This is a genomic window from Streptomyces sp. NBC_01304 (assembly GCF_035975855.1).
Lineage (GTDB): Bacteria > Actinomycetota > Actinomycetes > Streptomycetales > Streptomycetaceae > Streptomyces.
Genome location: NZ_CP109055.1, coordinates 4202170 through 4227320, shown reverse-complemented (window position 1 = coordinate 4227320; position 25151 = coordinate 4202170). Strand labels below are relative to the sequence as shown.

General features: G+C 70.9%; 21 protein-coding genes. 13 read left to right on the top strand and 8 right to left on the bottom strand.

Annotated elements, in window-relative coordinates; genetic code table 11:
* Positions 1-411 precede the first annotated feature (411 nt).
* On the top strand, positions 412-1158 hold the full coding sequence (locus OG430_RS18335) for a ferritin-like fold-containing protein (protein ID WP_327353603.1): 747 nt from the start codon (positions 412-414) through the stop codon (positions 1156-1158).
* A 134-nt stretch (positions 1159-1292) separates the two neighbouring features.
* Here the strand turns inward: OG430_RS18335 and OG430_RS18330 are convergent, their stop codons facing one another.
* The 4 genes from OG430_RS18330 to OG430_RS18315 form a co-directional block, all read right to left on the bottom strand.
* Positions 1293-1574 (bottom strand): hypothetical protein, encoded by a 282-nt coding sequence (locus OG430_RS18330; RefSeq protein WP_327353602.1) that lies wholly within the window; start codon positions 1572-1574, stop codon positions 1293-1295.
* 176 nt (positions 1575-1750) lie between these two features.
* Positions 1751-1978: a DUF3107 domain-containing protein gene (locus OG430_RS18325; protein ID WP_327359139.1), complete on the bottom strand. Its 228-nt coding sequence runs from the start codon at positions 1976-1978 to the stop codon at positions 1751-1753.
* Positions 1979-2134: 156 nt separating this feature from the next.
* On the bottom strand, positions 2135-2776 hold the full coding sequence (locus OG430_RS18320; RefSeq protein ID WP_327353601.1) for a TetR/AcrR family transcriptional regulator: 642 nt from the start codon (positions 2774-2776) through the stop codon (positions 2135-2137).
* 198 nt (positions 2777-2974) lie between these two features.
* Complete coding sequence (locus OG430_RS18315; protein WP_327353600.1) at positions 2975-3190, bottom strand: hypothetical protein; 216 nt, start codon at positions 3188-3190, stop codon at positions 2975-2977.
* A 148-nt stretch (positions 3191-3338) separates the two neighbouring features.
* On the opposite strand from OG430_RS18315, the gene OG430_RS18310 reads away from it, so the two are divergent.
* The 12 genes from OG430_RS18310 to moeZ all read left to right on the top strand — a co-directional run bounded on the left by OG430_RS18310 (position 3339) and on the right by moeZ (position 18448).
* The gene (locus tag OG430_RS18310; protein WP_327353599.1) at positions 3339-4328 is read left to right on the top strand and encodes an alpha/beta fold hydrolase; all 990 of its coding nucleotides are present in this window, start codon (positions 3339-3341) and stop codon (positions 4326-4328) included.
* A gap of 422 nt (positions 4329-4750) precedes the next feature.
* Positions 4751-6094 carry a DUF3152 domain-containing protein gene (locus OG430_RS18305; RefSeq protein WP_327359138.1) on the top strand — a complete coding sequence of 448 codons (1344 nt, stop codon included), beginning with the start codon at positions 4751-4753 and terminating at the stop codon, positions 6092-6094.
* Between the two features lie 80 nt (positions 6095-6174).
* Positions 6175-6267: an Ms4533A family Cys-rich leader peptide gene (locus OG430_RS18300; RefSeq protein WP_327353598.1), complete on the top strand. Its 93-nt coding sequence runs from the start codon at positions 6175-6177 to the stop codon at positions 6265-6267.
* A 172-nt stretch (positions 6268-6439) separates the two neighbouring features.
* A complete protein-coding gene (locus OG430_RS18295) occupies positions 6440-8161 on the top strand; it encodes an ABC transporter substrate-binding protein (RefSeq protein WP_327353597.1) in 1722 nt (573 codons plus the stop codon).
* Positions 8162-8194: 33 nt separating this feature from the next.
* Entirely contained in the window at positions 8195-9187 is a 993-nt protein-coding gene (locus OG430_RS18290) for an ABC transporter permease (RefSeq protein ID WP_327353596.1), read from the top strand.
* Entirely contained in the window at positions 9184-10176 is a 993-nt protein-coding gene (locus OG430_RS18285) for an ABC transporter permease (protein ID WP_327353595.1), read from the top strand. Before OG430_RS18290 ends, OG430_RS18285 begins: the two co-directional genes overlap by 4 nt.
* Positions 10177-10211: 35 nt before the next feature.
* Entirely contained in the window at positions 10212-11996 is a 1785-nt protein-coding gene (locus OG430_RS18280) for an ABC transporter ATP-binding protein (RefSeq protein WP_327353594.1), read from the top strand.
* Between the two features lie 190 nt (positions 11997-12186).
* Complete coding sequence (locus tag OG430_RS18275; RefSeq protein ID WP_327353593.1) at positions 12187-13995, top strand: DUF3492 domain-containing protein; 1809 nt, start codon at positions 12187-12189, stop codon at positions 13993-13995.
* A complete protein-coding gene (locus OG430_RS18270; protein ID WP_327353592.1) occupies positions 13992-15242 on the top strand; it encodes a hypothetical protein in 1251 nt (416 codons plus the stop codon). The genes OG430_RS18275 and OG430_RS18270 overlap by 4 nt, the downstream gene beginning before the upstream one ends.
* A 264-nt stretch (positions 15243-15506) precedes the next feature.
* Positions 15507-16463, top strand: coding sequence for an NAD-dependent epimerase/dehydratase family protein (locus OG430_RS18265; protein ID WP_327353591.1), 957 nt, complete (start codon positions 15507-15509; stop codon positions 16461-16463).
* Entirely contained in the window at positions 16451-17203 is a 753-nt protein-coding gene (locus OG430_RS18260) for a spherulation-specific family 4 protein (RefSeq protein WP_327353590.1), read from the top strand. Before OG430_RS18265 ends, OG430_RS18260 begins: the two co-directional genes overlap by 13 nt.
* A gap of 66 nt (positions 17204-17269) precedes the next feature.
* Positions 17270-18448, top strand: coding sequence for an adenylyltransferase/sulfurtransferase MoeZ (moeZ, locus tag OG430_RS18255; RefSeq protein ID WP_327353589.1), 1179 nt, complete (start codon positions 17270-17272; stop codon positions 18446-18448).
* A 61-nt stretch (positions 18449-18509) separates the two neighbouring features.
* On the opposite strand, the gene OG430_RS18250 is transcribed toward moeZ, so the two are convergent.
* The 4 genes from OG430_RS18250 to OG430_RS18235 all read right to left on the bottom strand — a co-directional run bounded on the left by OG430_RS18250 (position 18510) and on the right by OG430_RS18235 (position 25133).
* The gene (locus OG430_RS18250) at positions 18510-20072 is read right to left on the bottom strand and encodes an alpha/beta hydrolase (protein ID WP_327353588.1); all 1563 of its coding nucleotides are present in this window, start codon (positions 20070-20072) and stop codon (positions 18510-18512) included.
* A gap of 58 nt (positions 20073-20130) precedes the next feature.
* Positions 20131-21744, bottom strand: coding sequence for an alpha/beta hydrolase (locus tag OG430_RS18245; protein ID WP_327353587.1), 1614 nt, complete (start codon positions 21742-21744; stop codon positions 20131-20133).
* Between the two features lie 219 nt (positions 21745-21963).
* Positions 21964-23541 carry an alpha/beta hydrolase gene (locus tag OG430_RS18240; RefSeq protein WP_442816510.1) on the bottom strand — a complete coding sequence of 526 codons (1578 nt, stop codon included), beginning with the start codon at positions 23539-23541 and terminating at the stop codon, positions 21964-21966.
* A 68-nt stretch (positions 23542-23609) separates the two neighbouring features.
* Entirely contained in the window at positions 23610-25133 is a 1524-nt protein-coding gene (locus OG430_RS18235) for an alpha/beta hydrolase (RefSeq protein WP_327353586.1), read from the bottom strand.
* Between the last annotated feature and the right edge of the window lie 18 nt (positions 25134-25151).

The following is a 25151-nucleotide window of genomic DNA, read 5'->3' as shown; positions in this document are numbered from 1 at the left end:
AGACGCGGCGCGAGGCGAACGCGGGGGGTCGTGACCGTGCCAAGTGCATCCGGTCGCAGTTGCGAGGCTGCATTCCCAAACTGTGCTTCTAGACACAATGGGCGGTACGGGACCACTGCCGTCGCTCGAGCGCTCATGCCGCTGAGGTCCCCTCCGGTGGTACGCACACTGTCGTACGCCGCCTGGGAGGGCTGTCGGGTCGGAGCCGATCGGGCCACCGACCGGGCATCCTCATTCTTGCGGCCCGCGAGTCACATAGAGAAGAACTGCTCCTCTACCTCAACCCAGCGGGCGCATTACCACTGTACCCCGGATACGCGCAGGCGTGTCGGCCGAATTGGTCACGTCATCGCCGTCACAAGCATTGACCAGGGACTTCCGCCACCCGCCGAGCGGGCTATTCTGCGCTGCATGGAGACGCCTGACAACGCCACGGACACCGCCGCCACTGCCGAGGAGCCCACCGGAATCGCCGCCCAGGACTGGGCGAAGGCTTCCGCCGACCCGCAGTACCAGGCCGCGGTCGTCGATCTCCTGGGAGCGCTCGCCTACGGCGAGCTCGCTGCCTTCGAGCGGCTCGCGGAGGACGCGAAGCTCGCGCCGACGCTGGCCGACAAGGCGGAGCTGGCCAAGATGGCGTCCGCCGAGTTCCACCACTTCGAGCAGCTCAGCGAGCGGCTCGCGGCGATCGGCGTGGACCCGACCCAGGCGATGGAGCCCTTCGTGGCCGCCCTCGACGGCTTCCACAAGCAGACCGCGCCGTCGGACTGGCTGGAGGGCCTGGTCAAGGCCTATGTCGGCGACTCGATCGCGAGCGACTTCTACCGCGAGGTCGCGGCCCGCCTCGACTCCGACAGCCGCAAGCTGGTGCTCGCCGTCCTCGACGACACGGGCCACGCCAGCTTCGCCATCGAGAAGGTGCGCGCCGCCATCGACGCGGACCCGCGCGTCGGCGGCCGGCTCGCGCTGTGGGCCCGGCGCCTGATGGGCGAGGCCCTGTCGCAGTCGCAGCGCGTGGTCGCGGACCGGGACGCGCTGTCGACCATGCTGGTCGGGGGCGTGGCCGACGGGTTCGACCTGGCCGAGGTGGGCCGGATGTTCTCGCGGATCACCGAGGCGCACACCAAGCGCATGGCTGCGTTGGGGCTGGCCGCGTAGAGCTCCGCTCATGGTGCGGGTCGTCTTGGGCCGAGGTCACGGGGGCGCTGCCCCCGGACCCCCGCTCCTCAAACGCCGGAGCGGCTGATTTCGGCCGAACTCCGGAGGGGCTTGGCCGAACTCCGGAGAGGCTGCTAGACGCCGGAAGGGCTGATCTTGGCTGAGCGGCGGAGTCGGCCGTCCGGGCGCAGGAGCAGCGAGAGAAGGGCCCCCGACAGAACGACCGCGCCGGCCAGGGTGCCCAGTGTGTGGTCCGGGCCGAGCGCCGAGTGCGTGATGAAGGCGCCGAACAGGGCGCCCGCGACGCCCGTCGCGAGCACCAGATTGCGGGACGGCAGCCGGTGCGGCAGCCGCTGGGCCGCGGTCCAGGCCAAGGCCAGACCGAGCAGGGCGGAGCCGAGAGCTTCCAAGATCATGAGTCCTCCCGCGCGGCTAGGTGCAAATCGGTCGTAGCCGGTCCTACCCGAAGCGGCCGGAATGCAATCCTCCGTACGCCCGGTCGCAGGTGAACAAAGAAGTGAACATAAGGGTGTGGCCCGGTGGTTGAACCACCGGGCCACACCCTTTTATGTCTGCTGTTCCAGCGTCCGCTCTAGAGGGCGCTGAAGCCCACCTTGCGTGCGGTCGGCTCGCCGAGCTCGACATACGCGAGGCGGTCCGACGGAACCAGGACCTTGCGGCCGTGGTCGTCCTTGAGGGAGAGCAGCTGAGACTTTCCGCTCAGCGCCTCGGCCACCGCCTTCTCGACTTCCTCGGCGGTCTGACCGCTCTCCAGAACGATCTCGCGGGGCGCGTGCTGCACGCCGATCTTGACCTCCACGGCTATGTCCCTCCGACGTTCAGTCATGTGCGCGAACTGCCGCGCCGTACTCCGCACACATTAGCCCGGTGAGGGGACGGGAAAGTCCGTGACGCTGCACGCTGGCAGCGAACAGCGGGCCGGAATACTTCGCATCCTTTGCGGCCCGCGCGGGTCTCAGTTCTGTTCGGACGCGTGCAGCGGGAAGCCCGCGATGCCGCGCCAGGCCAGTGAGGTCAGCAGCTGGACGGCCTTGTCGCGGTCGACCTGGCTGCCGCTGGCCAGCCAGTAGCGCGCGACCACCTGGGAGAAGCCGCCGAGGCCGACGGCCAGGAGCATCGACTCGTCCTTGGACAGGCCGGTGTCCTCGGCGATGACCTCGGAGATCGCCTCCGCGCACTCCAGGGTGACCTTCTCGACGCGCTCGCGGACCGCGGGCTCGTTCGTCAGGTCGGACTCGAAGACCAGGCGGAACGCGCCGCCCTCGTCCTGGACGTACGTGAAGTACGCGTCCATCGTCGCGGCCACGCGCAGCTTGTTGTCGGACGTCGACGCGAGCGCCGCGCGGACCGCCTGGAGCAGCGCGTCGCAGTGCTGGTCGAGCAGCGCGAGATAGAGGTCGAGCTTGCCCGGGAAGTGCTGGTAGAGCACCGGCTTGCTGACGCCGGCCCGCTCGGCGATGTCGTCCATCGCCGCGGAGTGGTACCCCTGGGCGACAAAGACCTCCTGTGCCGCGCCGAGAAGTTGATTGCGGCGGGCCCGGCGCGGCAGACGCGTGCCTCGCGGGCGCGCTGCCTCGGTCTGCTCGGTGGCTGTCACGCCGCCTCCCACGTTTCTCAAAAACAAGCACATGTTCCGTGTGCGGCCTGATGCCGCGCCGCCATCGTACTTTTCGGTAACCCCGGTGTGCGCGGTGCGGACCGAGAATTTCATGGATCGGCCGCCCTCCATACGTATCCGAATTCGGCTTTACGCGGATATGGAGGGCGTAGTTTCTGCAGGTCAGCGAGGCATGGCTCAGCGGTAATCATCTTCGTCGAGATCGACCACACGGGCCTGCTCCACCGCGTCGGCCGGATTTGCGCCGGCCGGATCGTAATGGGGCGGGTCGTCGTGGTGCTGCTGCAGGTCGGTGTGCTGCTCGGCGGCGTCCGCCTCCGGTGTCTCTTCGGCCGGCGGTTCCGATTCCTGCTGAGCTTCGAAGGTGTCCGGGTCGCTCGGGTCGACAGTCATCGCGCGGCACCCCTTTCCGGGGGATCCGGGGGCGAGGGCCCTTATTAAGAGCGTAGGAGACACCCAATCGAGGCGCTATGCGATCTGTACGCGATCTGTGACGGCGAACACGTGATCCCACGCGTGATCGTCTCGTAACATTGCCCGCATGTCTTCGACCGAGCTGCCGGGAGCCCTCGCCGCCGCGGTGACCCCCAAGACGCTTCCGGTCCGGGTCGCTGAGGGCGAGAAGCTGCGCTCGGTCACCCTGCCGGGGCTGACGCTGGCCGTGCGTTCCCGGCCGCCGGCCCGCACCGGGCTCGCGCCCGCGCTGTTCGTGCACGGGCTCGGCGGGTCCTCGCAGAACTGGTCGGCGCTGATGCCGCTGCTCGAGGACCGCCTGGACAGCGAGGCGCTGGATCTTCCGGGGTTCGGGGACTCGCCGCCGCCGGACGACGGCAACTATTCGGTGACCGGGCACGCGCGCGCGGTCATCCGTCATCTGGACGCCAGCGCGCGCGGTCCTGTGCATCTCTTCGGCAACTCCATGGGTGGTGCGGTCGCCACGCGCGTGGCCGCGGTCCGGCCCGATCTGGTGCGTACGTTGACGCTGATCTCGCCGGCGCTGCCCGAGATCCGGGTGCAGCGGACCGCGCTGCCGACCGCGCTGGTCGCGCTGCCCGGGGTGGCCCAGCTGTTCGCGAAGCTCACCAAGGACTGGACGCCCGAGCAGCGCACGCGCGGGGTGATGGCCCTCTGTTACGGCGACCCCCGGCGGGTCACCCGGGAGGGGCTCGAGGCCGCGGTGCACGAGATGGAGCGGCGGCTGCAGCTGCCGTACTTCTGGGACGCGATGGCGCGCTCGGCGCGGGGCATCGTGGACGCGTACACGCTGGGCGGGCAGCACGGGCTGTGGCGGCAGGCGGAGCGGGTGCTCGCGCCGACGCTGCTCATCTATGGGGGCAGGGATCAGCTGGTCTCGTACCGTATGGCGCAGAAGGCAGCGCGCGCGTTCCGTCACTCGCGGCTGCTTACGCTGACGGAGGCGGGGCACGTGGCGATGATGGAGTACCCGGAGACGGTCGCGACGGCCGTCCGTGAACTCCTTGCGGACCAGGGCGAGTTGACGCCCGGCGGCAGTACCGGGTCGAGGAGCTGAGGCGCCGCGTGGGACGGCATGCGAGGCGGGGGCCCGCCGAGAAGACCGAAACCGGGAACATACCCGTGGTGCCCCAGGGCACCCCGGACCCAGGACCGGGACGCCGCAGGCGCGGCAAGGACTCACAGGTACCGCAGGCCCAGGTGCCGCGGGCGAGGGAGCCGAGGGACGGGACGCCGGCGCGTGGTGTGCCGCAGGCCCGCTTCGACGGGACCGCGGGGCGGGGGATGCCGCAGGTGCGGCCGGACGGGACTCCCGGGCAGGGGATACCCCGGGCCCGCTATGACGGGACCCCGGCGCAGGGGATGCCGCAGGTCAGGCCTGACGGGACGCCGGCGCGTGGTGTGCCGCAGGCCCGCTTCGACGGGACCGCGGGGCGGGGGATGCCGCAGGTGCGGCCTGATGTGACCCCGGCGCACGGCATGCCCCGGTACTACCCGGACGGGACGCCCGCCCATGGCACGCCCCGGTACCGCCCGGACGGGACGCCCGCGCACGGTACGCCCCAGCCGCGCTTCGACGGCACGCCCGGCCAGGGCATGCCGCGGGTCAGGCCCGACGGGACTCCGGGGCGCGGGATGCCGCAGGTCCGGCCTGATGGAACTCCCGCGCATGGCACGCCCCGGTACCGCCCCGACGGGACGCCGGCGCACGGCTCGCCGCAGGTTCGCGGGGGGCACCCCGAGCAGCGCGAGAGCGGTGGGGGATGGGGAGTCGCCGGTGGTGCGGCCACGCCCGGGCGGTCCGGCTATGGCGCCGCTCGCGTTCCCGGGCCCCGGCGTGACTTCGTCGAGGCCTTCGACGGGATCGACGAAGACGACGATGTGTTCGCGGCCCGGCCGCCCCGGGGGCGTACGCAGGACCCCTATGGCGCCGTCACCGACTGGGACCGCCGACTCGACGACGATGATGAGGAATTGAGGTCGTACGACCTCGAACCCGAGCCCCACGCGCCCGAGAAGGCCAAGGGCGGCAAGGGCCGTACCTTCACCGGGATCGCGGCCGCCGCGGTGACCACCGTGCTCGCGGTCGTCGTCGCCGGGCAGGTCGCCGACGGGCGGCCCGGGGGCACGCAGACGCAGGCCGCCGACGCCGACGGCAAGGTGCGCGACAACGCCAGCGAGGCCTCGCGGTCCCAGGACCGGCCGGCGCCCGCCAAGGCCGCGGAGACGTACGACCAGAAGATGGGCAAGAAGTACCCGCTGGCCGCCGACCTGAAGGGCTCCGGCGACTTCGAGGTGATCGGCGGCTTCGACAAGGCGCCGGGGCGCGGGCAGAAGGTCCGCTATCGCGTCGACGTCGAGAAGGGCATCGGCCTCGACGGCGAGCTGTTCGCGCAGGCCGTGCAGAAGACCCTGAACGACGATCGCAGTTGGGCCCACGGCGGGCAGCGGACCTTTGAGCGGATATCCAGCGGAAAGCCGGATTTCGTCATCACGCTGGCGAGTCCCGGCACGACCGGGACCTGGTGCGCCAAGTCAGGGCTCGACACCACCGAGGACAACGTGTCCTGCGACTCCGCAGCGACCGACCGCGTGATGATCAACGCCTTCCGGTGGGCGCAGGGCGCGAAGACGTACGGCGAACACATCCACCCGTACCGGCAGATGCTCATCAACCACGAGGTCGGCCACCGGCTCGGCTTCAACCACGTGCAGTGCGGCGTGGACGGAGCGCTCGCGCCCGTGATGCAGCAGCAGACGAAATTCCTCGACCACGACGGGATCAGCTGCAAGGCCAACCCCTGGGCGTTTCCCGAGAGTTGACGGTCCGGGGTGGGCGTCCGAATGCCGGACGGCGATCTCGTACGTTGACATCCGGCGAAAGTTCGTTCATATTTCAGCGCATGTCGAACCGTCACGCCCCTGCGAGCGCCGCCCTTGAGCTGGCGCTCTTCGGCGTGACCGCGCTCTGCGTGGCCGACATCCACTGTTGCTGACACTCCCGCCCCTGGCGAGTGCGTCGGCTTTCTCTGCGGCCTTCTCTCTTTCATCTCTGGGTTCTTGGTGCTGTGACGCGCCGGGGCGGAATCCGTCTGTCGCTTTCTGCAGATTCCCGCTGATTCCCGCTGATTTCGCCGATTCAGGCGACCCCCGAGAGGTCTCGTTCCGATGCGTCGTACGTCCGTCATATCCCGCCGCGTGGCAGCGGCATCCGTAAGCCTGGTGCTGGCCTCGGGCGTCGCCGCCTGCGCGGGCCCCAAGGACGAGAGCGCCGGCGGGGCGGGTGACGGCAAGGCCCGCAAGGGCGGCACGCTCACCGTCCTGAACAGCGATCCGCAGAGCGACTTCGACCCGGCGAGGCTCTACACCTCGGGCGGCGGCAACGTCCCCAGCCTGGTCTTCCGCACGCTCACCACCCGCAACCGCGAGGCCGGGGCCGAGGGCGCCAAGGTCGTGCCCGACCTCGCCACGGACCTGGGCAAGCCGAGCAAGAACGCCACCGTGTGGACGTACACCCTGAAGAAGGGCCTCAAGTACGAGGACGGCACGCCGATCACCAGCGCCGACATCAAGTACGGCGTCGAGCGGTCCTTCGCGGCCGAACTCTCCGGCGGCGCGCCCTACTTGAGGGACTGGCTGATCGGTGGCGACAAGTACCAGGGGCCGTACAAGGACAAGGGCGGGCTCGATTCCATCGAGACGCCGGACGACTACACGATCGTCTTCCACCTGAACAAGCCCGAGGGCGAGTTCCCCTTCCTGGCCACGCAGACCCAGTTCACGCCGGTGCCGAAGGCCAAGGACAAGGGCGCCAAGTACGAGGAGCACCCGCTCTCGTCGGGTCCGTACAAGGTCGTCAAGAACGAGAACGACGGCGAGCGGCTCACCCTGGAGCGCAACAAGCACTGGTCCGAGGAGGTGGACGACGAGCGCAAGGCCTATCCCGACAAGATCGATGTGCGGTCCGGGCTCGACCCCGCCGTCATCAACCAGCGCCTCTCCGCCAGCCAGGGCGTCGACGCCACCGCGCTCACCACCGACACCAACCTCGGGCCCGCCGAACTCGCCAAGGTCAGCGGCGACAAGGAGCTCGCGTCGCGGGTCGGGACCGGGCACTTCGGTTACATCAACTACCTGGCGTTCAACCCCGAGGTGAAGCCCTTCGACGACCCGAAGGTGCGCCAGGCGATCTCGTACGCCGTCGACCGTTCGTCGGTGGTCAACGCTGCGGGTGGCTCCTCGCTCGCGATTCCCGCCACCACGTACCTGCCGCCGCAGGACTCCTTCGGGTACACGAAGTACGACCACTTCCCGGCCGGCAAGAGCGGCAACGCGAAGAAGGCCAAGGAACTGCTCGCGGACGCCGGGTACGAGGACGGCCTGGAGATCACGCTCACGCATTCCAACGCCAAGGACTTCGAGACCAGCCCGGAGATCGCCACCGCACTGCAGGACGCCCTGAAGAAGGCCGGAATCACCCTCAAGCTCAAGGGACTTGAGGACAACGACTACAAGGAGAAGATCCACACGGCGAAGACCACGCCGGGCTTCTTCCTCGCGCACTGGGGTGCCGACTGGCCCTCCGGCGGTCCCTTCCTCGCCCCGATCTTCGACGGCCGGCAGATCGTGAAGGAGGGCGCGGGCAACTACAACTACGCCTTCCTGGACGACGCTTCGGTCAACAAGGAGATCGACGAGATCAACAAGCTGACCGACCTCGACGCGGCCGCCAAGCGCTGGGGTGCGCTCGACAAGAAGATCGGCGAGCAGTCGGTGACCGTGCCGCTGTTCAACCCGGTCTACAAGCAGCTGCACGGCAAGGGCATCAAGAACGTCGTGATCAGCGACTGGACCGGTGTGCTCGACATTTCGCAGATCGCCGTCAAGTAGCAGCAGGTACCGGCGAATTGAGAGTAGTAGTTCATGAGTGAGGCCCTTTCGGCCGTCGAGCTGGGGGCGGGCGCCACGGCGTCCGTCCCCGCCTCGGGGGCCCGGCAGTTCTGGCGGCGGCTGCGGGCACAGCGCGCCGCGCTGATCGCGGCGGTCGTGGTCGCCCTTCTGGTCCTGGCCGCGCTGGGTGCGCCGCTGCTCACCGCGATCGAGGGGCAGGATCCGAACACGTACCACCCGGAGCTCGTCGACTCGGCGGCCGGCGGGCTGCCGCTCGGCTCGTTCGGCGGGGTGAGCGCGGAGCACTGGCTCGGCGTCGAACCGCAGACGGGGCGCGATCTGTTCGCGCGGCTCGTCTACGGGGCGCGGATCTCGCTCGCCGTCGCGCTCGCCGCGACCGTGCTGCAGGTGCTGCTCGGGCTGGGCGTCGGGCTGGCGGCGGGGCTCGGCAACAAGGTCGTGGACCAGGTGCTCAGCCGGGCCACCGATGTGTTCGTGGCGATGCCGCTGATGATCCTGTCGCTCGCCCTGCTCGCGATCGTGCCGTCCGATGTGCCGCGGCCCGTTGTCGTGGCGCTGGTCATCGGCCTCGTCCAGTGGGGTGGTGCGGCCAAGCTGGTGCGGGCGCAGACCGTCATGCTCAAGGAGTTGGATTATGTGGCCGCCGCGCGGCTGAGCGGCTGGTCGACCTGGAAGATCGCCCGGCGGGAGCTGCTGCCGGCGCTCGCCGCGCCGGTCATCACGTACGCGGCCCTCCTTGTGCCGATCAACATCACGGTCGAGGCCGCGCTGTCCTTCCTGGGCGTCGGGGTCAAGCCGCCCACGCCCTCCTGGGGGCAGATGCTGACGCAGGCCGACACCTGGTACCAGGCGGCGCCGCAGTATCTGCTGCTTCCCGCGGCCGCGCTGTTCGTCACCGTGCTCTCGCTGACCGTCCTCGGCGACGGGGTGCGTACGGCACTCGACCCGCGCGCGGCCTCGCGGCTGCGTATCGGAACCGGCCGCAAGAGGGAGGCCAAGGCATGACGCTCCGCTTCCTTCTGCGGCAGCTGGTGGGCGCGGCCATCACGCTCTTCGCCATCTCCGTGATCATCTTCGCGGTCTTCTACGTAGCCCCCGGCGACGTCGCCCAGATCACCTGCGGCCCGAAGTGCTCGCCCGCCCAAGTCCAGCAGGTCACCGAGCAGTTGAGGCTCGACGACCCGGTCCTGGTGCGGTACGGGGACTTCCTGCAGGGCATCTTCGTCGGCCAGGACTACTCCACCGGCACCGAGATCGTGCACTGTGCCGCGCCCTGCCTCGGCCGCTCCTACCAGAGCGACGAGGAGGTCACCGCGCTGATCCTGCGCGAGCTGCCCGTCACCGGATCGCTCGCCCTCGGCGCCATGGTCCTGTGGCTGATCCTCGGCATCGGCACCGGCCTCCTGTCGGCCTGGCGGCGCGGACGGCTCAGCGAGCGCCTGCTCACCGGCCTCACGCTGGCCGGGACGGCGACGCCCGTCTTCGTCATCGGGCTGCTGCTGATGGTCGTCATCTGCGGGCAGCTGCAGTGGCTGCCCTTCCCGCAGTACGTGCCCTTCACCGAGAACCCCGAGCAGTGGGCCTGGAGCCTGCTCCTTCCCTGGATCTCGCTCGCCCTGATCGAGTCCGCCAAGTACGCCCGCCTGACCAGGGCTTCCATGCTGGAGACCCTTGCCGAGGACCATGTGCGCACCTTCCGTGCGTACGGCGTCAGCGAGCGCTCGATCATCGGGCGGCACGCCCTGCGCGGGGCGGTCGCGCCGGTGATCGCGCTCAGCGCCAATGACTTCGGGACGATGTTCGGCGGGGCGGTCCTGACCGAGACGCTGTTCGGGCTGCCCGGGATGGGGCGTGAACTGGTGCACGCCGTGAACGTCGTCGATCTGCCGGTGGTCGTCGGGATGGTCCTGGTGACCGGCTTCTTCGTGGTTCTCGCCAATGTCGTCGCGGATCTGCTGTACGCGGTGGCCGATCGACGGGTGGTGCTCAAGTGAGCCCTGTAGTTACTGCCGCAGTTACTGCCGACTCCGTGGCTCCTCTCATCGAAGTGACCGATCTGTCGGTGGAGTTCGGGTCCGTGGAGTCCGGGGGAGTACGCGCCGTCGACGGCCTCTCCTTCGCGCTGGCGCCCGGCGCCGCGCTCGGGGTCGTCGGCGAGTCCGGGTCCGGCAAGTCCACCGTGGCGGGGGCCTTGCTCGGGCTGCACCGGGGGACCGGCGCCCGGGTGAGCGGGACGGTGCGGGTCGCGGGCGTCGACGTGACGGCGGCCGGGGACGCGGAACTGCGCAGGCTGCGCGGGGCCGAGGCGGCGATGGTGTTCCAGGACCCGCTCTCCTCGCTCGACCCGTACTACGCGGTGGGCGACCAGATCGCCGAGGTCTACCGCGTGCACAACCGGGTCTCGCGCCGGGCGGCACGCGCGCGTGCCGTCGAAGTCCTGGACCGGGTCGGCATCGCGGACGCCGCCCGCCGGGCCAGATCGAGGCCGCACGAGTTCTCCGGCGGCATGCGCCAGCGCGCCCTGATCGCCATGGCCCTGGCCTGCGAGCCCCGCCTCCTGGTCGCCGACGAGCCGACGACGGCGCTCGATGTGACGGTGCAGGCCCAGATCCTCGACCTGCTGCACGAGCTGCGGCGGGAGACGGGGATGGGGCTGCTCCTGGTCACCCATGACGTGGGTGTGGCCGCCGAGAGCGTCGACGAGGTCCTGGTCATGCGGCACGGGCGGGCCGTGGAACACGGGGCCGTGGCGAAGGTGCTCGGCGCACCGAAGGCGACGTACACGAAGCAGCTGCTCGCCGCGGTGCCTCGGGTGGACGCGGCACGGGACGCGGTACGTGACCCGGCCGCGGACGACCGCCTGCCCACGCCCCTCGCCCGTACGGCCGAGGGCGGTGCCGAGAGGGCCGAAGTGATCGTGCGGGCAACCGAGTTGCGCCGCGTCTTCGGGCGCGGAAAGCAGGCCTTCACCGCCGTCGACGGGGTGTCCCTCGAAGTGCGGCGCGGCGAAACGCTCGGGATCGTCGGCGAGAGCGGCAGCGGGAAGACCACGCTGGGACGGATGCTGGTGGGGCTCCTGGAGCCGAGTGCGGGCGAACTCCGTTACGGGGGTGCGGAGATCGCCGGCAGCACGGGGAGGAGGGCCGCACGGCCGCTCGCCGGGCAGCTGCAGATGGTCTTCCAGGACCCGGTCTCCTCGCTCAACCCGCGCCGCACCGTCGGCGAATCGATCGCCGACCCGCTGCGGGCGCGATGGGCAGGGGCGGTGCGAAGCGCCTCGATGAGGGGCGGTGGTCGGGCGACGGGCGGGCGCGACGGGGACGCCATCCGTGGCCGCGTACACGAACTCCTCGAACGGGTGGGGCTCGAAGCGGCGCACTACGACCGCTATCCGCACGAGTTCAGCGGCGGCCAGCGCCAGCGCGTCGGCATCGCGCGGGCCCTCGCGCCAGAGCCCCGGCTCATCGTGTGCGACGAGCCGGTGTCCGCGCTCGATGTGACCACCCAGGCCCAAGTGACCGACCTGCTGCGGGAGTTGCAGCACGAACTAGGGCTCGCGCTGGTCTTCGTCGCGCACGATCTGGCGGTCGTACGGCAGGTCAGCCACCGGGTCGCGGTCATGCGCGAGGGGCGCGTCGTCGAGGAGGGCACGGTCGACGAGGTGTACGGGGCGCCGCAGGACGCGTACACCCGGCAGCTGCTCGCGGCGGTCCCGGCGCTCGATCCCGCGGTCGCGGCCGGGCGTCGTTCCGTACGGAAGGAACTGGCGCGAAAGGCAGCGGAAGCAGCGCGGAAGGAGTTGGCCGCGGCCTGACGCAGCGTAATTAGTTGGCCGCCTAGCGCGACGGAACGCAACCTGCGCGGGAAAGTTACGGCCGTTCACCCCTTTTGGTGGCGCGATGGACAACCGTCCACCGCGCCACCGGCATGTCCGCATACGTTCTTCCCGCTGCGGGCCGTCCGACCAACGACGGCCCTCCACAAGGGAGATCGGGGGTGTACTCGTGCGCATCGGACTGCTGACCGAAGGTGGCTATCCGTATGTGACCGGCGAGGCCAGGCTGTGGTGCGACCGCCTTGTGCGCGGACTGGACCAGCACGAGTTCGACATCTTCGCCCTGGCCCGCAGCGCGGACCAGGAGGAGCGCGGCTGGATCGCGCTCCCGCCGCAGGTCAACCGGGTGCGCACGGCCCCGCTGTACTGGGCCGACGACGACAGCGTGGTCTATGGGCGCCGCCGCCGGCGCCGGTTCGCCGAGCACTTCGGGGAGCTGGTCGGCGCGCTCTGTGCGGGGGAGTCCGGGGAGGCCGGGACCGGCTCGTCCGACGCTGCGGCGGACCGTTTCAGCACGGCGCTGTACGGCCTCGCCGAACTCGCCCGCGACGAAGGCGGACTGGCCGCCGCGCTCCGCTCCGAGTCGGCGGTGAGCGCCCTCGAAAGCGCCTGCCGCGCGCCCGGCGCACTGCGTGCCGCGCAGCACGCGCGCGTGTCCGATCTGCTCGCCGTCGCCGGACTCCTGGAGCGGGCCCTGCGGCCGCTCTCCCTCGACTGGTACGAGGACGTCGAGGGCGGGCTCGGCGCGGTCGACGTCTGCCATGCCACCTCCGGCGGCGCCGCGGCCCTGCCCGGGCTGCTCGCCCAGCACTTCTTCGGCGTCCCGCTCCTCGTCACCGAGTACGGCGTCCAACTGCGCGCCCACTACCTCGGCGCGTCCCCGGACCTGCTCGGCGCCCCCGCGCGCGCCCTGCTCGCCGCCTTCCACGGCCGGCTCGCCACCGAGGTCTACCGGCGGGCCACCCTGATCACCCCCGGCAACACCCACGCCCGCCGCTGGCAGGAGAAGTGCGGCGCCGACCGCGCCAAGCTGCGCACGGTCTACCCCGGCATGGAGTCCGCCCGCTTCGCCGAGGTCGGCGAGAGCGAGCCGGTCGAGGACGGCGACACCCTGGTCTGGGTCGGCCGCATCGAGCCCTCCAAGGACCTCATCGCCCTCCTGCACGCCTTCGCCGAGGTCCGCAAGGAAGAGCCGAAGGCCAGGCTGCGGATCGTCGGCGCGCCCGCCCAAGGGGCCGAGGCGGCCGCCTACTTGGCGCACTGCCGGGCCCTCGCCGCGCAGCTCTTCCCCGACGAGGCGGAGGACGTGCACGCGGTCGGCGACAACCCCGTCTCCTTCGAGGAGATCGGCAGCCCCGAGGTCCCCGAACTCGCCGACGCGTACGCGGCCGGAGGCGTCGTCGTCCTCTCCAGCGTCGTCGAGGGCTTCCCGATCAGCCTCGTCGAGGCGATGTTCTGCGGCCGGGCCACGGTCTCCACCGACGTCGGCGCCGTCGTCGAAGTCATCGGCGGCACGGGCCTGGTGGTGCCCCCGCGCAACCCCCGCGCGCTCGCGGATGCCTGCGTGGCGCTCCTGCGCGACCCCGAGCGGCGCGAGCGCCTCGGGGCGGCGGCACGCGCGCGTGCGCTCGAACTCTTCACCGTCGAGCAGAACATCGCGGCATTTCGCGGCATCTACCTGGAGATCGTCTCGCACTGCCCGGTGCGCCGGGAGGCCCTGGACGAGTCCGGTGAACCGCTGCCCTTCGGACATCCGGCGGAGGCGCATGTGCCGGGGCGCTGGGCGGCGGCCAAGGGCGTGACCGGGTTCGGGCAGTGGCTGGCCGGGCGCAACTCCGGGCGGAGCGGGCCCAGTTGGGTGACCGACGGCGTGACCGACGACGAGGCCGGCGAGGTGGCCGACGGCGCGGGCGGTGCGGGTGAGCCGGTGAGCGTAGGTGCTCCGGCTGCCCCGGCCGCCCCGGAGGGAGAGTCGTGAGCGACGGACCGCAGGCGGACTCCGCCGATACGCCGATGACGCCGGGCGGCGCAGGCAGCTGGGACACACGCTCCGAAGAGATCCTGGCCACCTCCGCGCTCACCCCGCGTGCCGCACGGGCCGCGCGGTCCTCGGCGGAGAAGCCGCGCAGAACCCCGCGGCGCGGCGCCGTCGACCCCGTGAAGGCCCTGATGCACCGGCACCGCGAGCTGTGCCACCGCGCCGTGGACCCGCTGGAGATCGCGGCCGGCCTGGAGGCGCACGGCGTCACCGACCGGACGGCCGCGCGCTTCCGGCACCGCGACGTGTTCTCGCTCGCCGAGGAGATGTACGCGCGCGTGCCCCGCGGCGCCGAGCCAGGTGCGGCCGACGCCGCACAGGGGCCGGGCTCGCGGGTGACGCCCCTGCCCGCGCCGCCGGCCGGCTGGGCCGCCCTGGCCATGCTGCCGGGCGCGGTCTGCGCGGTGGCCGTCACGGGAGTGCAGCTGACCGGCGGGCGGGCGCGGCTCGTCGTGCTCCTGGTCGGGGCGCTGGCCGTGGCGGGAGCGCTGCGGATGGGTCTCAGGCACGGGCCGCTGTTCGTGGCCGGACGCACGGTCCCCGCCACGCGGCTGTGGACCTGCTGGCTGCTGGCGTACGCGCTCCTCGGCGACGGGCTCCTGCGCGGGGCGCTGGCCGGCGGGCCCGACGAGCTCTGGCCGCCGGCCACGGCCCCCGTGCTCGGGCTCGCCCTGTCCGTGGGGCCCGCGGCCTGGTGCGCCCGGCTGTTCGCGGCGCAGGCGGGGCGGCGGCTGGAGGTGAGCCGGGGCCTCGCGGAGTTCGCGGCGGGCGTCCGGCCCTTGCTGGGCGGCGTGTTCGGGCTCTTCCTGGCCTGCCTCGCCCTGCTGCTCGTCGTCGCGGGGGCGGTCCTCGGGGAGCCCGCGGGGCTCGCCCCGGGGGTGGCCCTCGGCGCCCTGCTCCTGCTCGCCCGGCTCCTCGCCGTCTACGGCTTCCCGGACGCGCCCGCCTCGGCGCTGGGCTGGGCCTGCGGCGCGGAGGTGCTCGCTCTTGCCCTGGTTCTTGGTGGGCGGCTGCCCGGGTGTGGCGCTCTTGCCGCCCCGGTCGAGGCCTTGGCCTCGGCGCTCGGCGTGGGGGCGGTTCCGACCCTCGCCTGCGGAGGCGCGGCGCTGGCCCTCCTGGCCCAGGCGGCCCGGACTCTGACCCGGGCTTCGGCCCACGCCCCGACACCGACCGGCGCCCCGCGATGAGGCGGCCCCCCACCCCACCCCCACCCCCACCCCCCGCCCCGGGCGCGACCCCCGAAGTGCTTGTGGGGGGAAAGGGACAACTCGGCGACCGTTTCGCCCCGATATAAGTGTCCGTTTTCCCCCACTTACCAGCGCCCCCAGCCCCGGCCGGAGGCCCCAGCCCGCGTGGCCGACACCGCGGGACTCAAGTCGACAGCGATGCCACGAAGGAGAACGCCAGATGACCACCCCCAAGTGCTGGGCCGCTAACTCCGGAGGCGCCCGATGAGGGTGCTCTTGCTGGGAGCCAATGGATACCTGGGCCGCTTCGTCGCCGAGCGGCTGCTTGCCGACCCGGCCGTGCAGCTGACCGCGCTAGGGCGCGGCGACGACGCGGACGTGCGGTTCGACCTCGCGGGCGGCAGCCCCGGCGCGCTCGCCCGCTTCCTCGACGCCGTCCACCCCGGAGTCGTCGTCAACTGCGCCGGAGCCACCAGGGGCGGCGCCCGCGACCTGACCCGGCACAACACCGTGGCCGTCGCGACTGTCTGCGAGGCCCTGCGGCGCAGCGGCTGCGGGGCGCGCCTCGTGCAGCTGGGCTGCGCCGCCGAGTACGGGCCCAGCCAGCCCGGCTCCTCCACCCCCGAGGACGCGGTTCCGCGCCCCGGCGGCCCGTACGGCGTCAGCAAGCTCGCCGCGACCGAGCTGGTCCTCGGCTCGGATCTGGATGCCGTCGTCCTGCGCGTCTTCTCGCCCGCCGGGCCCGGCACCCCCGCGGGCTCCCCGCTGGGCCGCCTCGCCGAGGCCATGCGCCGCGCGATGCAGGCCGGTGACGGTGAGCTCAAGCTCAGCGGGCTCGGGGTGCAGCGCGACTTCGTCGACGTACGGGATGTGGCGAGGGCCGTGCACGCCGCCTCGCTGTCCGCCGCGCAGGGCGTGGTCAACATCGGTTCGGGGCGGGCCATCCGGCTGCGCGACGCGGCTGCCGTGCTGGCCAGGGTCGCCGGGTACGCGGGCGCGCTGCACGAGCTCGATTCCGGACCGGGCGGACGGCCATCCCTGAGCCACCCCCGCTCCGAATCGGAGTTGGGCTCGCCGGCCGCGTTCCCGTACCCGGACGGCTGCGGCAGCTGGCAGCAGGCCGACGTACGGACTGCCCGCGACCGGCTCGGCTGGCGGCCCCGGATCAACCTCGAAGAGTCGCTCGCCGACATCTGGATGGAGGCCGCATGTCGCATCTGACGACCACGAAGGGCGCCGAGGCCCGGTCCGGCGCCCTCGCGATGGGGGTGGGCGTACCCGGATACGCGCACCCGCTGATGGCCCCGGCCGAGTGGGCCGAACTGACCCGCCCGGCAACCCCTTTGCGCTGGACTGTCTTAAATGTCGCCAATGGGCCGGGAGCTCGCCCCGATCCCCATTGCCTCACCGCCGCAGGCAAGCTCCGCAACGCGGGCGGCCGCGTCCTCGGCCATCTCGACCTGGCCTACGGCGCCCGCACCTTCGGCGAGCTGGTCTCCGACGCCCACCGCTTCCTCGACTGGTACCGCGTGGACGGCTTCTATCTGGACCGCTGCCCCACCGAGCGGGCCGTCCTGCCGGAGGTCCGGCGGATCACCACGACCCTCAGGGCGCTGAGCGACGACAGTCACCTCGTCCTCGGCCACGGCATGCACCCCTACCCCGGATACGCCGAGACCGCCGACCAGTTGGTGACCTTCTCCGGCGCCTGGACCGACTACCGCTGGTCCCAGGTCGCCGAGTGGACCGCGGAGTATCCGCCCGAGCGCTTCTGCCACTTCGTGCACGGCGTGCCCCGCCGCCACCTCGAAGAGGCACTGCGCATCGCGCGCTGGCAGGGCGCCGCGACGGTGTACTTCACGGACCGCTCCGACCGCCACGGCACGGTCGACCCGTGGGAGGCGATGCCCGGTTACTGGGACGAATTCGTCTCGCGTATCGGACGCGGTGTCTCGGAATGAAGAAGGGTGTGGCAGCGTTACGGGAAGAACAACTGTTCCGCAATACCAACGATCTACGGAGTCCCCGTGTCGCTGCCACCCTTGGTTGAGCCTGCTGCAGAGCTCACCGTCGACGAGGTCCGCAGGTACTCCCGCCACCTGATCATCCCCGATGTCGGGATGGACGGGCAGAAGCGGCTGAAGAACGCCAAGGTGCTGTGTGTCGGCGCCGGCGGCCTGGGCTCGCCTGCCCTCATGTACCTGGCCGCGGCCGGCGTGGGCACGCTCGGCATCGTGGAGTTCGACGAGGTCGACGAGTCGAACCTGCAGCGCCAGATCATCCACAGCCAGGCGGACATCGGCCGCTCCAAGGCGCAGTCCGCCAAGGACTCGGTGCTCGGGATCAACCCGTATGTGAACGTGATCCTTCACGAAGAGCGGCTCGAGGCCGAGAACGTGATGGACATTTTCTCCCAGTACGACCTGATCGTTGACGGTACGGACAACTTCGCGACCCGTTACCTGGTCAACGACGCGTGCGTGCTGCTCGACAAGCCGTACGTGTGGGGCTCGATCTACCGCTTCGACGGTCAGGCGAGCGTGTTCTGGTCGGAGCACGGCCCGTGCTACCGCTGCCTCTACCCGGAGCCGCCCCCGCCGGGCATGGTTCCCTCCTGCGCCGAGGGCGGCGTCCTCGGTGTGCTCTGCGCCTCGATCGGCTCCATCCAGGTCACCGAGGCCATCAAGCTCCTGGCCGGCATCGGCGACCCGCTGGTCGGCCGCCTGATGATCTACGACGCCCTGGAGATGCAGTACCGCCAGGTCAAGGTCCGCAAGGACCCCGAGTGCGCGGTCTGCGGCGAGAACCCGACCGTCACCGAGCTCATCGACTACGAGGCCTTCTGCGGCGTCGTGTCCGACGAGGCCCAGGAGGCCGCGCTCGGCTCGACGATCACTCCCAAGCAGCTCAAGGAGTGGATCGACGAGGGCGAGAACATCGAGATCATCGACGTACGCGAGCAGAACGAGTACGAGATCGTCTCGATCCCCGGCGCCAAGCTGATCCCCAAGAACGAGTTCCTGATGGGCACCGCCCTCGAAGGCCTCCCGCAGGACAAGAAGATCGTCCTGCACTGCAAGACGGGCGTCCGCTCCGCGGAGGTCCTGGCCGTCCTGAAGAACGCGGGCTTCTCCGACGCGGTGCACGTCGGCGGCGGCGTGATCGGCTGGGTCCACCAGATCGAGCCCGACAAGCCGGTTTACTAGTACCTGTTGTACGTAATCGGGGCCCGTCCGCAGCGCGCGGACGGGCCCCGATTACGTGTGCCTACTTGCAGGTCAGCCCGTCCGACGGGACCTTGCCGTCCAGCAGATAGCCGTCAACCGCCTTGGTGGCGCAGGAGTTCACGCCGTACGTGCCGTGGCCCTCGCCCTGCACCGTGATGTTCACGCCGACGTCCTTGCCGAGCTCCGCCGCCATCTTCTTGGCGCCGGCGACCGGGGTCGCCGGGTCGCCCGCGTTGCCGATCACGACGATGGGGTCGGCGCCGGGCGCGGACACCACGGGGTGCACGGTGCTGCCCTTGACGGGCCAGTGCGCACAGTTGACCAGGCCCCAGGCCGAGTCCCGGCCGAAGACGGGGGAGGCCGCCTCGAACTCGGCCATGTGCTTCTTCGCGTCGGCGATGGTGAGGCGCTCGCTGGTGTCCGCGCAGCGGATCGCGCCCATGGCCGTGGTCGAGTTGGAGTAGCGGCCCTTCTCGTCGCGGTCGAGGTACTGGTCCGCATAGCTGAGCAGCTGGTTGCCCGTGCCGGCCTCGGCCTCGTCCAGGGCCTGGGTCAGCCAGTCCCAGTACTTCTCGGCGTAGAGCAGACTGGCGATGCCGGTCGTCGCGCCGCCGCGGGTCAGCTTGCGGCCGGTGTCCGTGGGCAGCGGGCTCTCCTCGATCCGGTCGAGCAGCCGGGCCAGCTTCTCGCTCCCCGTCTTGGGGTCCTGCCCGGTGCTCTTGAGGTAGTTGTCGAGCGCGAGCTGGAAGCCCTTGATCTGGTCGATGGAGCTGCGCACGGTGTCCGCGGTCGGGTCGACCACCGCGTCGAAGACGGTCCGCCCGACGTTCTTCGGGAACAAGTGGGCGTAGACGCCGCCCAGTTCGGTGCCGTACGAGATGCCGAAGTAGTTCAGCTTCTTGTCGCCGAGGACCTGCCGCATCAGGTCCATGTCGCGGGCGGTGTCCTTCGTGCCGACGTACGGCAGGTACTTGCCGCTCTTCTGCTCGCAGGTCTCGGAGTACTCCTTGTCGTCCTGGAGGAACTCCTTCTCCTCGGAGGCGTTGCGAGGGGCGTCCTCGTCGGTCGCGCGCTCCTCGTCGATCTCCTTGTCCGTCAGGCACTTGACGGGGATCGTGTCGCCGACGCCGCGCGGGTCGAAGCTGACCAGGTCATAGCGCTCGCCCAGGTCGCCGTACTCCTCCGCCGCCCACGGCAGGGTCGCGACGCCCGAGCCGCCGGGGCCGCCGAAGTTGTAGACGAGCGAGCCGATCCGCTTGTCCTTGTCCGTGGCCTGCTTGCGGATCAGGGCGATCTCGATGGTCTCGCCGGTCGGCTTCGCATGGTCCAGGGGCGCCTTCATGGTCGCGCACTCCCAGCCCTTGCCCGGGGCGTCGCCGCCGCCCTGCGCCACGGACGGTGCCTCGCAGCCGGCCCAGTCGAGCTGCTGGCCGGTCAGGGCCGCGGGCAGTGCGCCGGGCTCGGCATCCCCGTTCTTCTCCTGGCTCGTGGGGGACTTGGACGGCGCCCCTTCGTCCTTCGCGCCGCTGCTGCAGCCGGCTGCGGCCGTGACGGCCAGCAGGGTCGCGGCAGCGAGTGCTGCGGACCGTATGAGAGTCGCCATGTGTGTTGCTGCTCCTTGTGATCTTTTTGCGGTACGTCGATGAAGCGTGCGGCGCGGCTCAGGCGTCACAGGTGGCGCCGTGCTCGGGCACCTTGCCGTCGAGCAGGAACGCGTCGACCTTCTTCGTCGCGCACCCGTTCACGCCGTACGTGCCATGTCCCTCGCCCCGCACCGTCAGATGCACCCCGACCCCCTCGCCGAGCTCCCTCGCCATCCGCTTCGAGCCCTCGAACGGGGTGGCCGGGTCGCCCGTGTTGCCGATGACCAGGATCGGCGAGGCCCCTTCGGCGCTCACGTCCGGGGTCGAGCGTTCGCCCTCCACCGGCCAGTCCAGGCAGGTGTACAGGGTCATCGCGTCGGTCTCGCCGAAGATGGGCGAGGCCTTCTCGAACTTGGGGATCAGGTCGTCGACCTCGAAGTCGTCGTACCGCTGGTCGGAGTCGGCGCAGGTGATCGCGGTGAGGGCGTCCTCGGAGTTGTTGGCGGTGGGCTCGCCCTTGCTCCGGGGGCGGAGGCCGGGGCGGCTGCCGGGGCCGGGGCGCAGGGCCGTCTCGTAACGGCCGCTGTACTCGTCGGCGGACTGCAGGAGTTCATTGGCGGTGCCGCTCTCCTTCACCTCGCGCAGGGCGTCCACCAGGTACTCCCAGGCGTCCTCGCCGCCGTACAGGAAATTGGCGATGGCGGTCAGCGCGATGTCGGAGGTGACCTCGCGGCCGTCGTCCGTCTTCGCCGGGTCCTCGTCCAGCTTGTCGAGGAGCGCCTTGAGGCGGTCGTTGCTCTTCGCCGGGTCGGTGCCGGTGGGGCAGGAGGTGTGGTTCTCGGCGCAGTCCTTCGTGAAGTGGTCGAGCGCCAGCTGGAAGCCCTTGGTCTGGCCGAGGGCGATCTCCGCCTGGTCCAGGGTCGGGTCCACGGCGGCGTCGAGGACCGCGCGGCCCACGTTCTTCGGGAACAAGTGGGCGTAGACACCGCCGAGTTCGGTGCCGTACGAGATCCCGAAGTAGTTCAGCTTGTCCTCGCCGAGCGTCTGCCGCAGCAGATCCATGTCCCGCGCGGTGCTCGACGTGCCGACGTGGGCGAGGACGTCGCCGGAGTGCTTCTCGCAGGCGGTGTTGTACGCCTCCACATCCATGTCCTCGCCGTCCGTGCTGTCTTCGGAACCGGCGCCGCAGCTCACGGGGATGGTGTTGCCGACGCCGCGCGGGTCGAAGCTGACCAGGTCGTAGCGGGCGCCGAGGTCCGCGTAGTCCTCCTCGGTGGCCCAGGGCAGCGTCGCCACACCGGACTCGCCGGGGCCGCCGAAGTTGAAGACGAGGGAGCCGATGCGGCGGTCCGGGCCGGTGGCCTGTTGGCGGATCAGGGCCACGTCGATGGTCTTGCCGTCGGGCTTCTTGTAGTCGAGGGGCGCCTTCATGGTGGCGCACTGCCAATCGCCGCCGGGGGCGTCCCCGCCGCCCTGCGCCTTGGACGGGGCGGGGCAGGCGGACCACTTGAGCTGCTGTCCGGTCAGCGCCCCGGGCAGCCGGGGCTCGGGGTTCCTGGCTTCCTTGGGCGGCTCGGCCGCCTTGCCCAGCGCCTTGCCCGAGCGGGCGGCGCCACCGTCGTCGCAGCTCGCCAGGGTGACCACGGCGAGCGCCGTGGCGAGGACGCCGACGCGTATGAACTTGTTGGCCATGCCGGTGTCCTGCTCTTCCACCCCAGGGGCACTGTCGCGTGCCGCCTCATCTATGTAAATGAAGAGTAAAAGCACTCGGAGGTTGCCTCGGCGGGCCGTAGGTCCCGGCCGGTCGGGACCTACGGCACCGGTGTCAGCGGTCCTGGATCAGGTCGAGGTCCGGGTTCAGGACGGGGTCCTGGTTCAGGACGGGGTCCTGGTTCAGGACGAGGCCCTGGATCAGGACGAGCAGACCTTCCCGTCCTCGGGCACCTCGTGATCGAGCAGATAGTCGTTGACGGTCGAGTCCACGCAGGCGTTGCCGCTCGCGTACGCGCCGTGCCCCTCGCCCTTGAACGTCAGGAGTACGCCCACGTCCTCGCCCAGCTCGTCGGCCATCTTGCGGGCCCCCTCGTACGGCGTCGCCGAGTCGCCCGTCGTGCCGACGACCAGCATCGGTGCCGCGCCGGGCGCGCTCACCTCGGGCGTCTCGAACTCGCCCTCGACCGGCCACTCGTGGCACCAGCCCGCGGTGTCCCAGCCGAGGAACGGGCCGAAGACGGGCGAGATCTTCCGGAACTCGGCGAGCGAGGCCTTGGCCTCCTTTGGCGTGGGACGGCCCTTGGCGTCGGCGCAGGAGATGGCGCGCTGGGCGTGGCTCTGGGTGCCGTAACGGCCGCTCGGCTCACGGTCGTTGTAGGAGTCGGCGAGCGTGAGCAGCGGGCCGCCCCGTCCGTCCCTGGCCGCCGAGAGGGCGTCGGTCAGCTCCGGCCAGCGGCTCTCGCTGTACAGCGCGGCGGTGATGCCGGTGACGGCAAGGGATTCGGTGAGCTCCCGGCTGTCCGTCGCGGGCAGCGGCTCCGCGTCCATCCGCTTGAGCAGGGCGGCGATGTCCCGGGTGCCCTGCTTCGGGTCCTCGCCCTCGGACTTGAGGTAGTTCTCCAGGGCCCGCTGGAACCCGGTCGTCTGGTTCTTGGCGTGCCCCACCGAGTCCGCGCTCGGGTCGACCACCGCGTCGAGGACCATCCGGCCCACGTTCTTGGGGAACAAGTGGGCGTAGACACCGCCCAGTTCGGTCCCGTACGAGAATCCGAGATAGTGCAGCTTCTTGTCGCCGAGCACCTGCCGCATCAGGTCCATGTCGCGTGCGGCGCCGGTCGTGGCGACGTACGGCAGCACCTTCCCGGCCCGGCGCTCGCAGCCGGCGCCGAAGTCGGCGGCGTCCTTGAAGTACGCCTTCTCCTCGGCGGCCGTGTCCGGGGTGACGTCGACCGTGGTGAAGGACTTCTCCAGCTCCCGGTCGTCCCGGCAGCGCACCCCTTCGCTCGCCGCGACGCCGCGCGGGTCGAAGCTCACCAGGTCGTAGCGCTCGTGCAGCGCGCCGAGCGCGGGCTCGAAGGGCGGCAGCCCGGAGACACCGGAGCCGCCGGGCCCGCCGAAGTTGAAGAGCAGCGAACCGAGGCGCCCCGAGGAGCCGGTGGCCTTGCTGCGCACGAGCTCGATCCCGATGGTCTCGCCGTCGGGCTTGGCGTAGTCGAGCGGCGCCTTCATGGTGGCGCACTGCCAACTGCCGCCCGCCGCGCTGTCACAGCGGCCCCAGTCCAGCTTCTGCCCGGTGAGTGCGGCGGGCAGCTTGATCTGCTCGGGTGCGGGGGTGGTCTCGCTGTCGGCCGCCTTGCTCGCGGAGGGCTCCGCGGAGCCCTTGCCGTCGCCCTCGCCCTTGTCCGACCCGCCGCTGCCGCAGCCGACGGCGAGCATGGCGACCAACACGGCCCCGACTATGGGACGTACAGGAATTGTGCGTACGAAACCTGCCATTGACGGACTTCCCCCCTGGAGCGACAGTCCGGCCATCGTACGGGCGCCGCATGTGCGCCTCCACGTTGCTAGCCGCAGACAGTGCCGGCCGCGGGCGACCTGCCGTCCAGCAGATAGCCGTTCACGGCGTCCTGCACGCACTTGTTGCCGCTGTCGTACGCGCCGTGCCCCTGCCCCTTGTACGTCAACTCGACGCCGACGCCCTTGCCGAGCGCGTCGACCATTTTCTTCGCGCCCTCGTAAGGCGTCGCCGGGTCCCCGGTGTTGCCGACGACCACGATCGGTGCCGAACCGCCGGCGCTCACGTCCGGATGGTCCGATGCGCCCGGCACGGCCCAGTCGGTGCAGCTGACCATGCCCCAGGCCAGGTAGTCGCCGAACAGCGGCGACACCTTGCGGAACTCGGGCAGCTTCGCCTTGACGTCGGCCACCGTGTAACGGGGCTTGTCGTCCGAGCAGTTGATGGAGATGTTGGCCGCCTGGATATTGCTGTACGAGCCGTCGGGGGAGCGCCCGTTCATCGAGTCGGAGAGCGTCATGAGGATCTTGCCGTCGCCGTCATAGGCCTGTTCCAGGCCCTCCGTCAGATACGGCCAGAAGTCCTGCGAGTACAGCGACTGCGCGATGCCGTTGGTCGCCGTGGTCTGGGTCAGCTTGCGCTCGCCGGCACCCGGCAGCGGCTTGGCGTCCAGCTCCTTCAGCAGGCCTGCGATCTTCGTCTGCACCTCCTCGGCGGTGTCGCCGACCGGGCAGTCCTCGACCTTCGAGGTGCAGTCCTTGGCGTAGTTCTCCAGGGCCCGCTGAAAGCCCTTGGCCTGCCCGAGGGAGCCCTGCTCGGGGGTCTGCGTCGGATCGACGACGGCGTCGAAGACGGTCCGCCCGACGTTCTTGGGGAACAAGTGGGCGTAGACGCCGCCCAGTTCGGTCCCGTACGAGATTCCGAAGTAGTGCAGCTTGTCGTCGCCGAGCACCTGCCGCATCAGATCCATGTCGCGGGCGGCATCGGTGGTCCGCACATGGGGCAGCACCTTGCCGGACTTCTCCTCGCACGCACCGTTGAAGGTCTTCACCCCCTCCACCAGGGTCTGCTCCTCGGCGGCGTCGTCGGGCGTCGAGTCCTGCTGGTAGTACGCGTCCAGCTGGGCGTCGTCCTCGCACTTCACGGGGGCACTGCGGCCGACCCCGCGCGGGTCGAAGCTGACCAGGTCATAGCGCGTACGCAGCTTCGCGTAGTCCTCGCCGAACGCGGGCAGCGTGAGTACGCCGGAGCCGCCGGGCCCGCCGAAGTTGAAGAGCAGCGACCCGATGCGCTGCCCCTTCTCGCTGGCCTTGGCCCGGATCAGCGCCAGGTCGATGGTGTCGCCCTTGGGGTCGTCCCAGCTGAGCGGCGCCTTCATCCCGGCGCACTCCCACTCCTTGCCCGGCGCCTCGCCGCCGCCCTGGGCCGCGTCCGGGGCGGGGCAGGACTTCCAGCTCAGCTTCTGCGAGGGAAGGTCCTCGGCCTTGGTGTCGCTGCAGGCCCCGAGGGTGGCGGTCAGGAGGGCGACGGAGGCGAGGGCGGCCATGGCGGCGCGGCGGCGCGGGATCGGCATGGGTCCCATCCTGCGGTG

Excerpts from the sequence above, each read along its gene's own strand:
- OG430_RS18310 (WP_327353599.1), top strand. The coding sequence starts at position 3,339 with ATGTCTTCGACCGAGCTGCCGGGAGCCCTCGCCGCCGCGGTGACCCCC.
- OG430_RS18290 (WP_327353596.1), top strand. The coding sequence starts at position 8,195 with ATGAGTGAGGCCCTTTCGGCCGTCGAGCTGGGGGCGGGCGCCACGGCG.
- OG430_RS18235 (WP_327353586.1), bottom strand. The coding sequence starts at position 25,133 with ATGCCGATCCCGCGCCGCCGCGCCGCCATGGCCGCCCTCGCCTCCGTC.
- OG430_RS18260 (WP_327353590.1), top strand. The coding sequence starts at position 16,451 with ATGTCGCATCTGACGACCACGAAGGGCGCCGAGGCCCGGTCCGGCGCC.
- OG430_RS18315 (WP_327353600.1), bottom strand. The coding sequence starts at position 3,190 with ATGACTGTCGACCCGAGCGACCCGGACACCTTCGAAGCTCAGCAGGAA.
- OG430_RS18305 (WP_327359138.1), top strand. The coding sequence starts at position 4,751 with ATGCCCCGGTACTACCCGGACGGGACGCCCGCCCATGGCACGCCCCGG.
- OG430_RS18250 (WP_327353588.1), bottom strand. The coding sequence starts at position 20,072 with ATGGCGACTCTCATACGGTCCGCAGCACTCGCTGCCGCGACCCTGCTG.
- OG430_RS18330 (WP_327353602.1), bottom strand. The coding sequence starts at position 1,574 with ATGATCTTGGAAGCTCTCGGCTCCGCCCTGCTCGGTCTGGCCTTGGCC.
- OG430_RS18295 (WP_327353597.1), top strand. The coding sequence starts at position 6,440 with ATGCGTCGTACGTCCGTCATATCCCGCCGCGTGGCAGCGGCATCCGTA.
- OG430_RS18265 (WP_327353591.1), top strand. The coding sequence starts at position 15,507 with ATGAGGGTGCTCTTGCTGGGAGCCAATGGATACCTGGGCCGCTTCGTC.
- OG430_RS18245 (WP_327353587.1), bottom strand. The coding sequence starts at position 21,744 with ATGGCCAACAAGTTCATACGCGTCGGCGTCCTCGCCACGGCGCTCGCC.
- OG430_RS18335 (WP_327353603.1), top strand. The coding sequence starts at position 412 with ATGGAGACGCCTGACAACGCCACGGACACCGCCGCCACTGCCGAGGAG.
- OG430_RS18240 (WP_442816510.1), bottom strand. The coding sequence starts at position 23,541 with ATGGCAGGTTTCGTACGCACAATTCCTGTACGTCCCATAGTCGGGGCC.
- OG430_RS18285 (WP_327353595.1), top strand. The coding sequence starts at position 9,184 with ATGACGCTCCGCTTCCTTCTGCGGCAGCTGGTGGGCGCGGCCATCACG.
- OG430_RS18300 (WP_327353598.1), top strand. The coding sequence starts at position 6,175 with ATGTCGAACCGTCACGCCCCTGCGAGCGCCGCCCTTGAGCTGGCGCTC.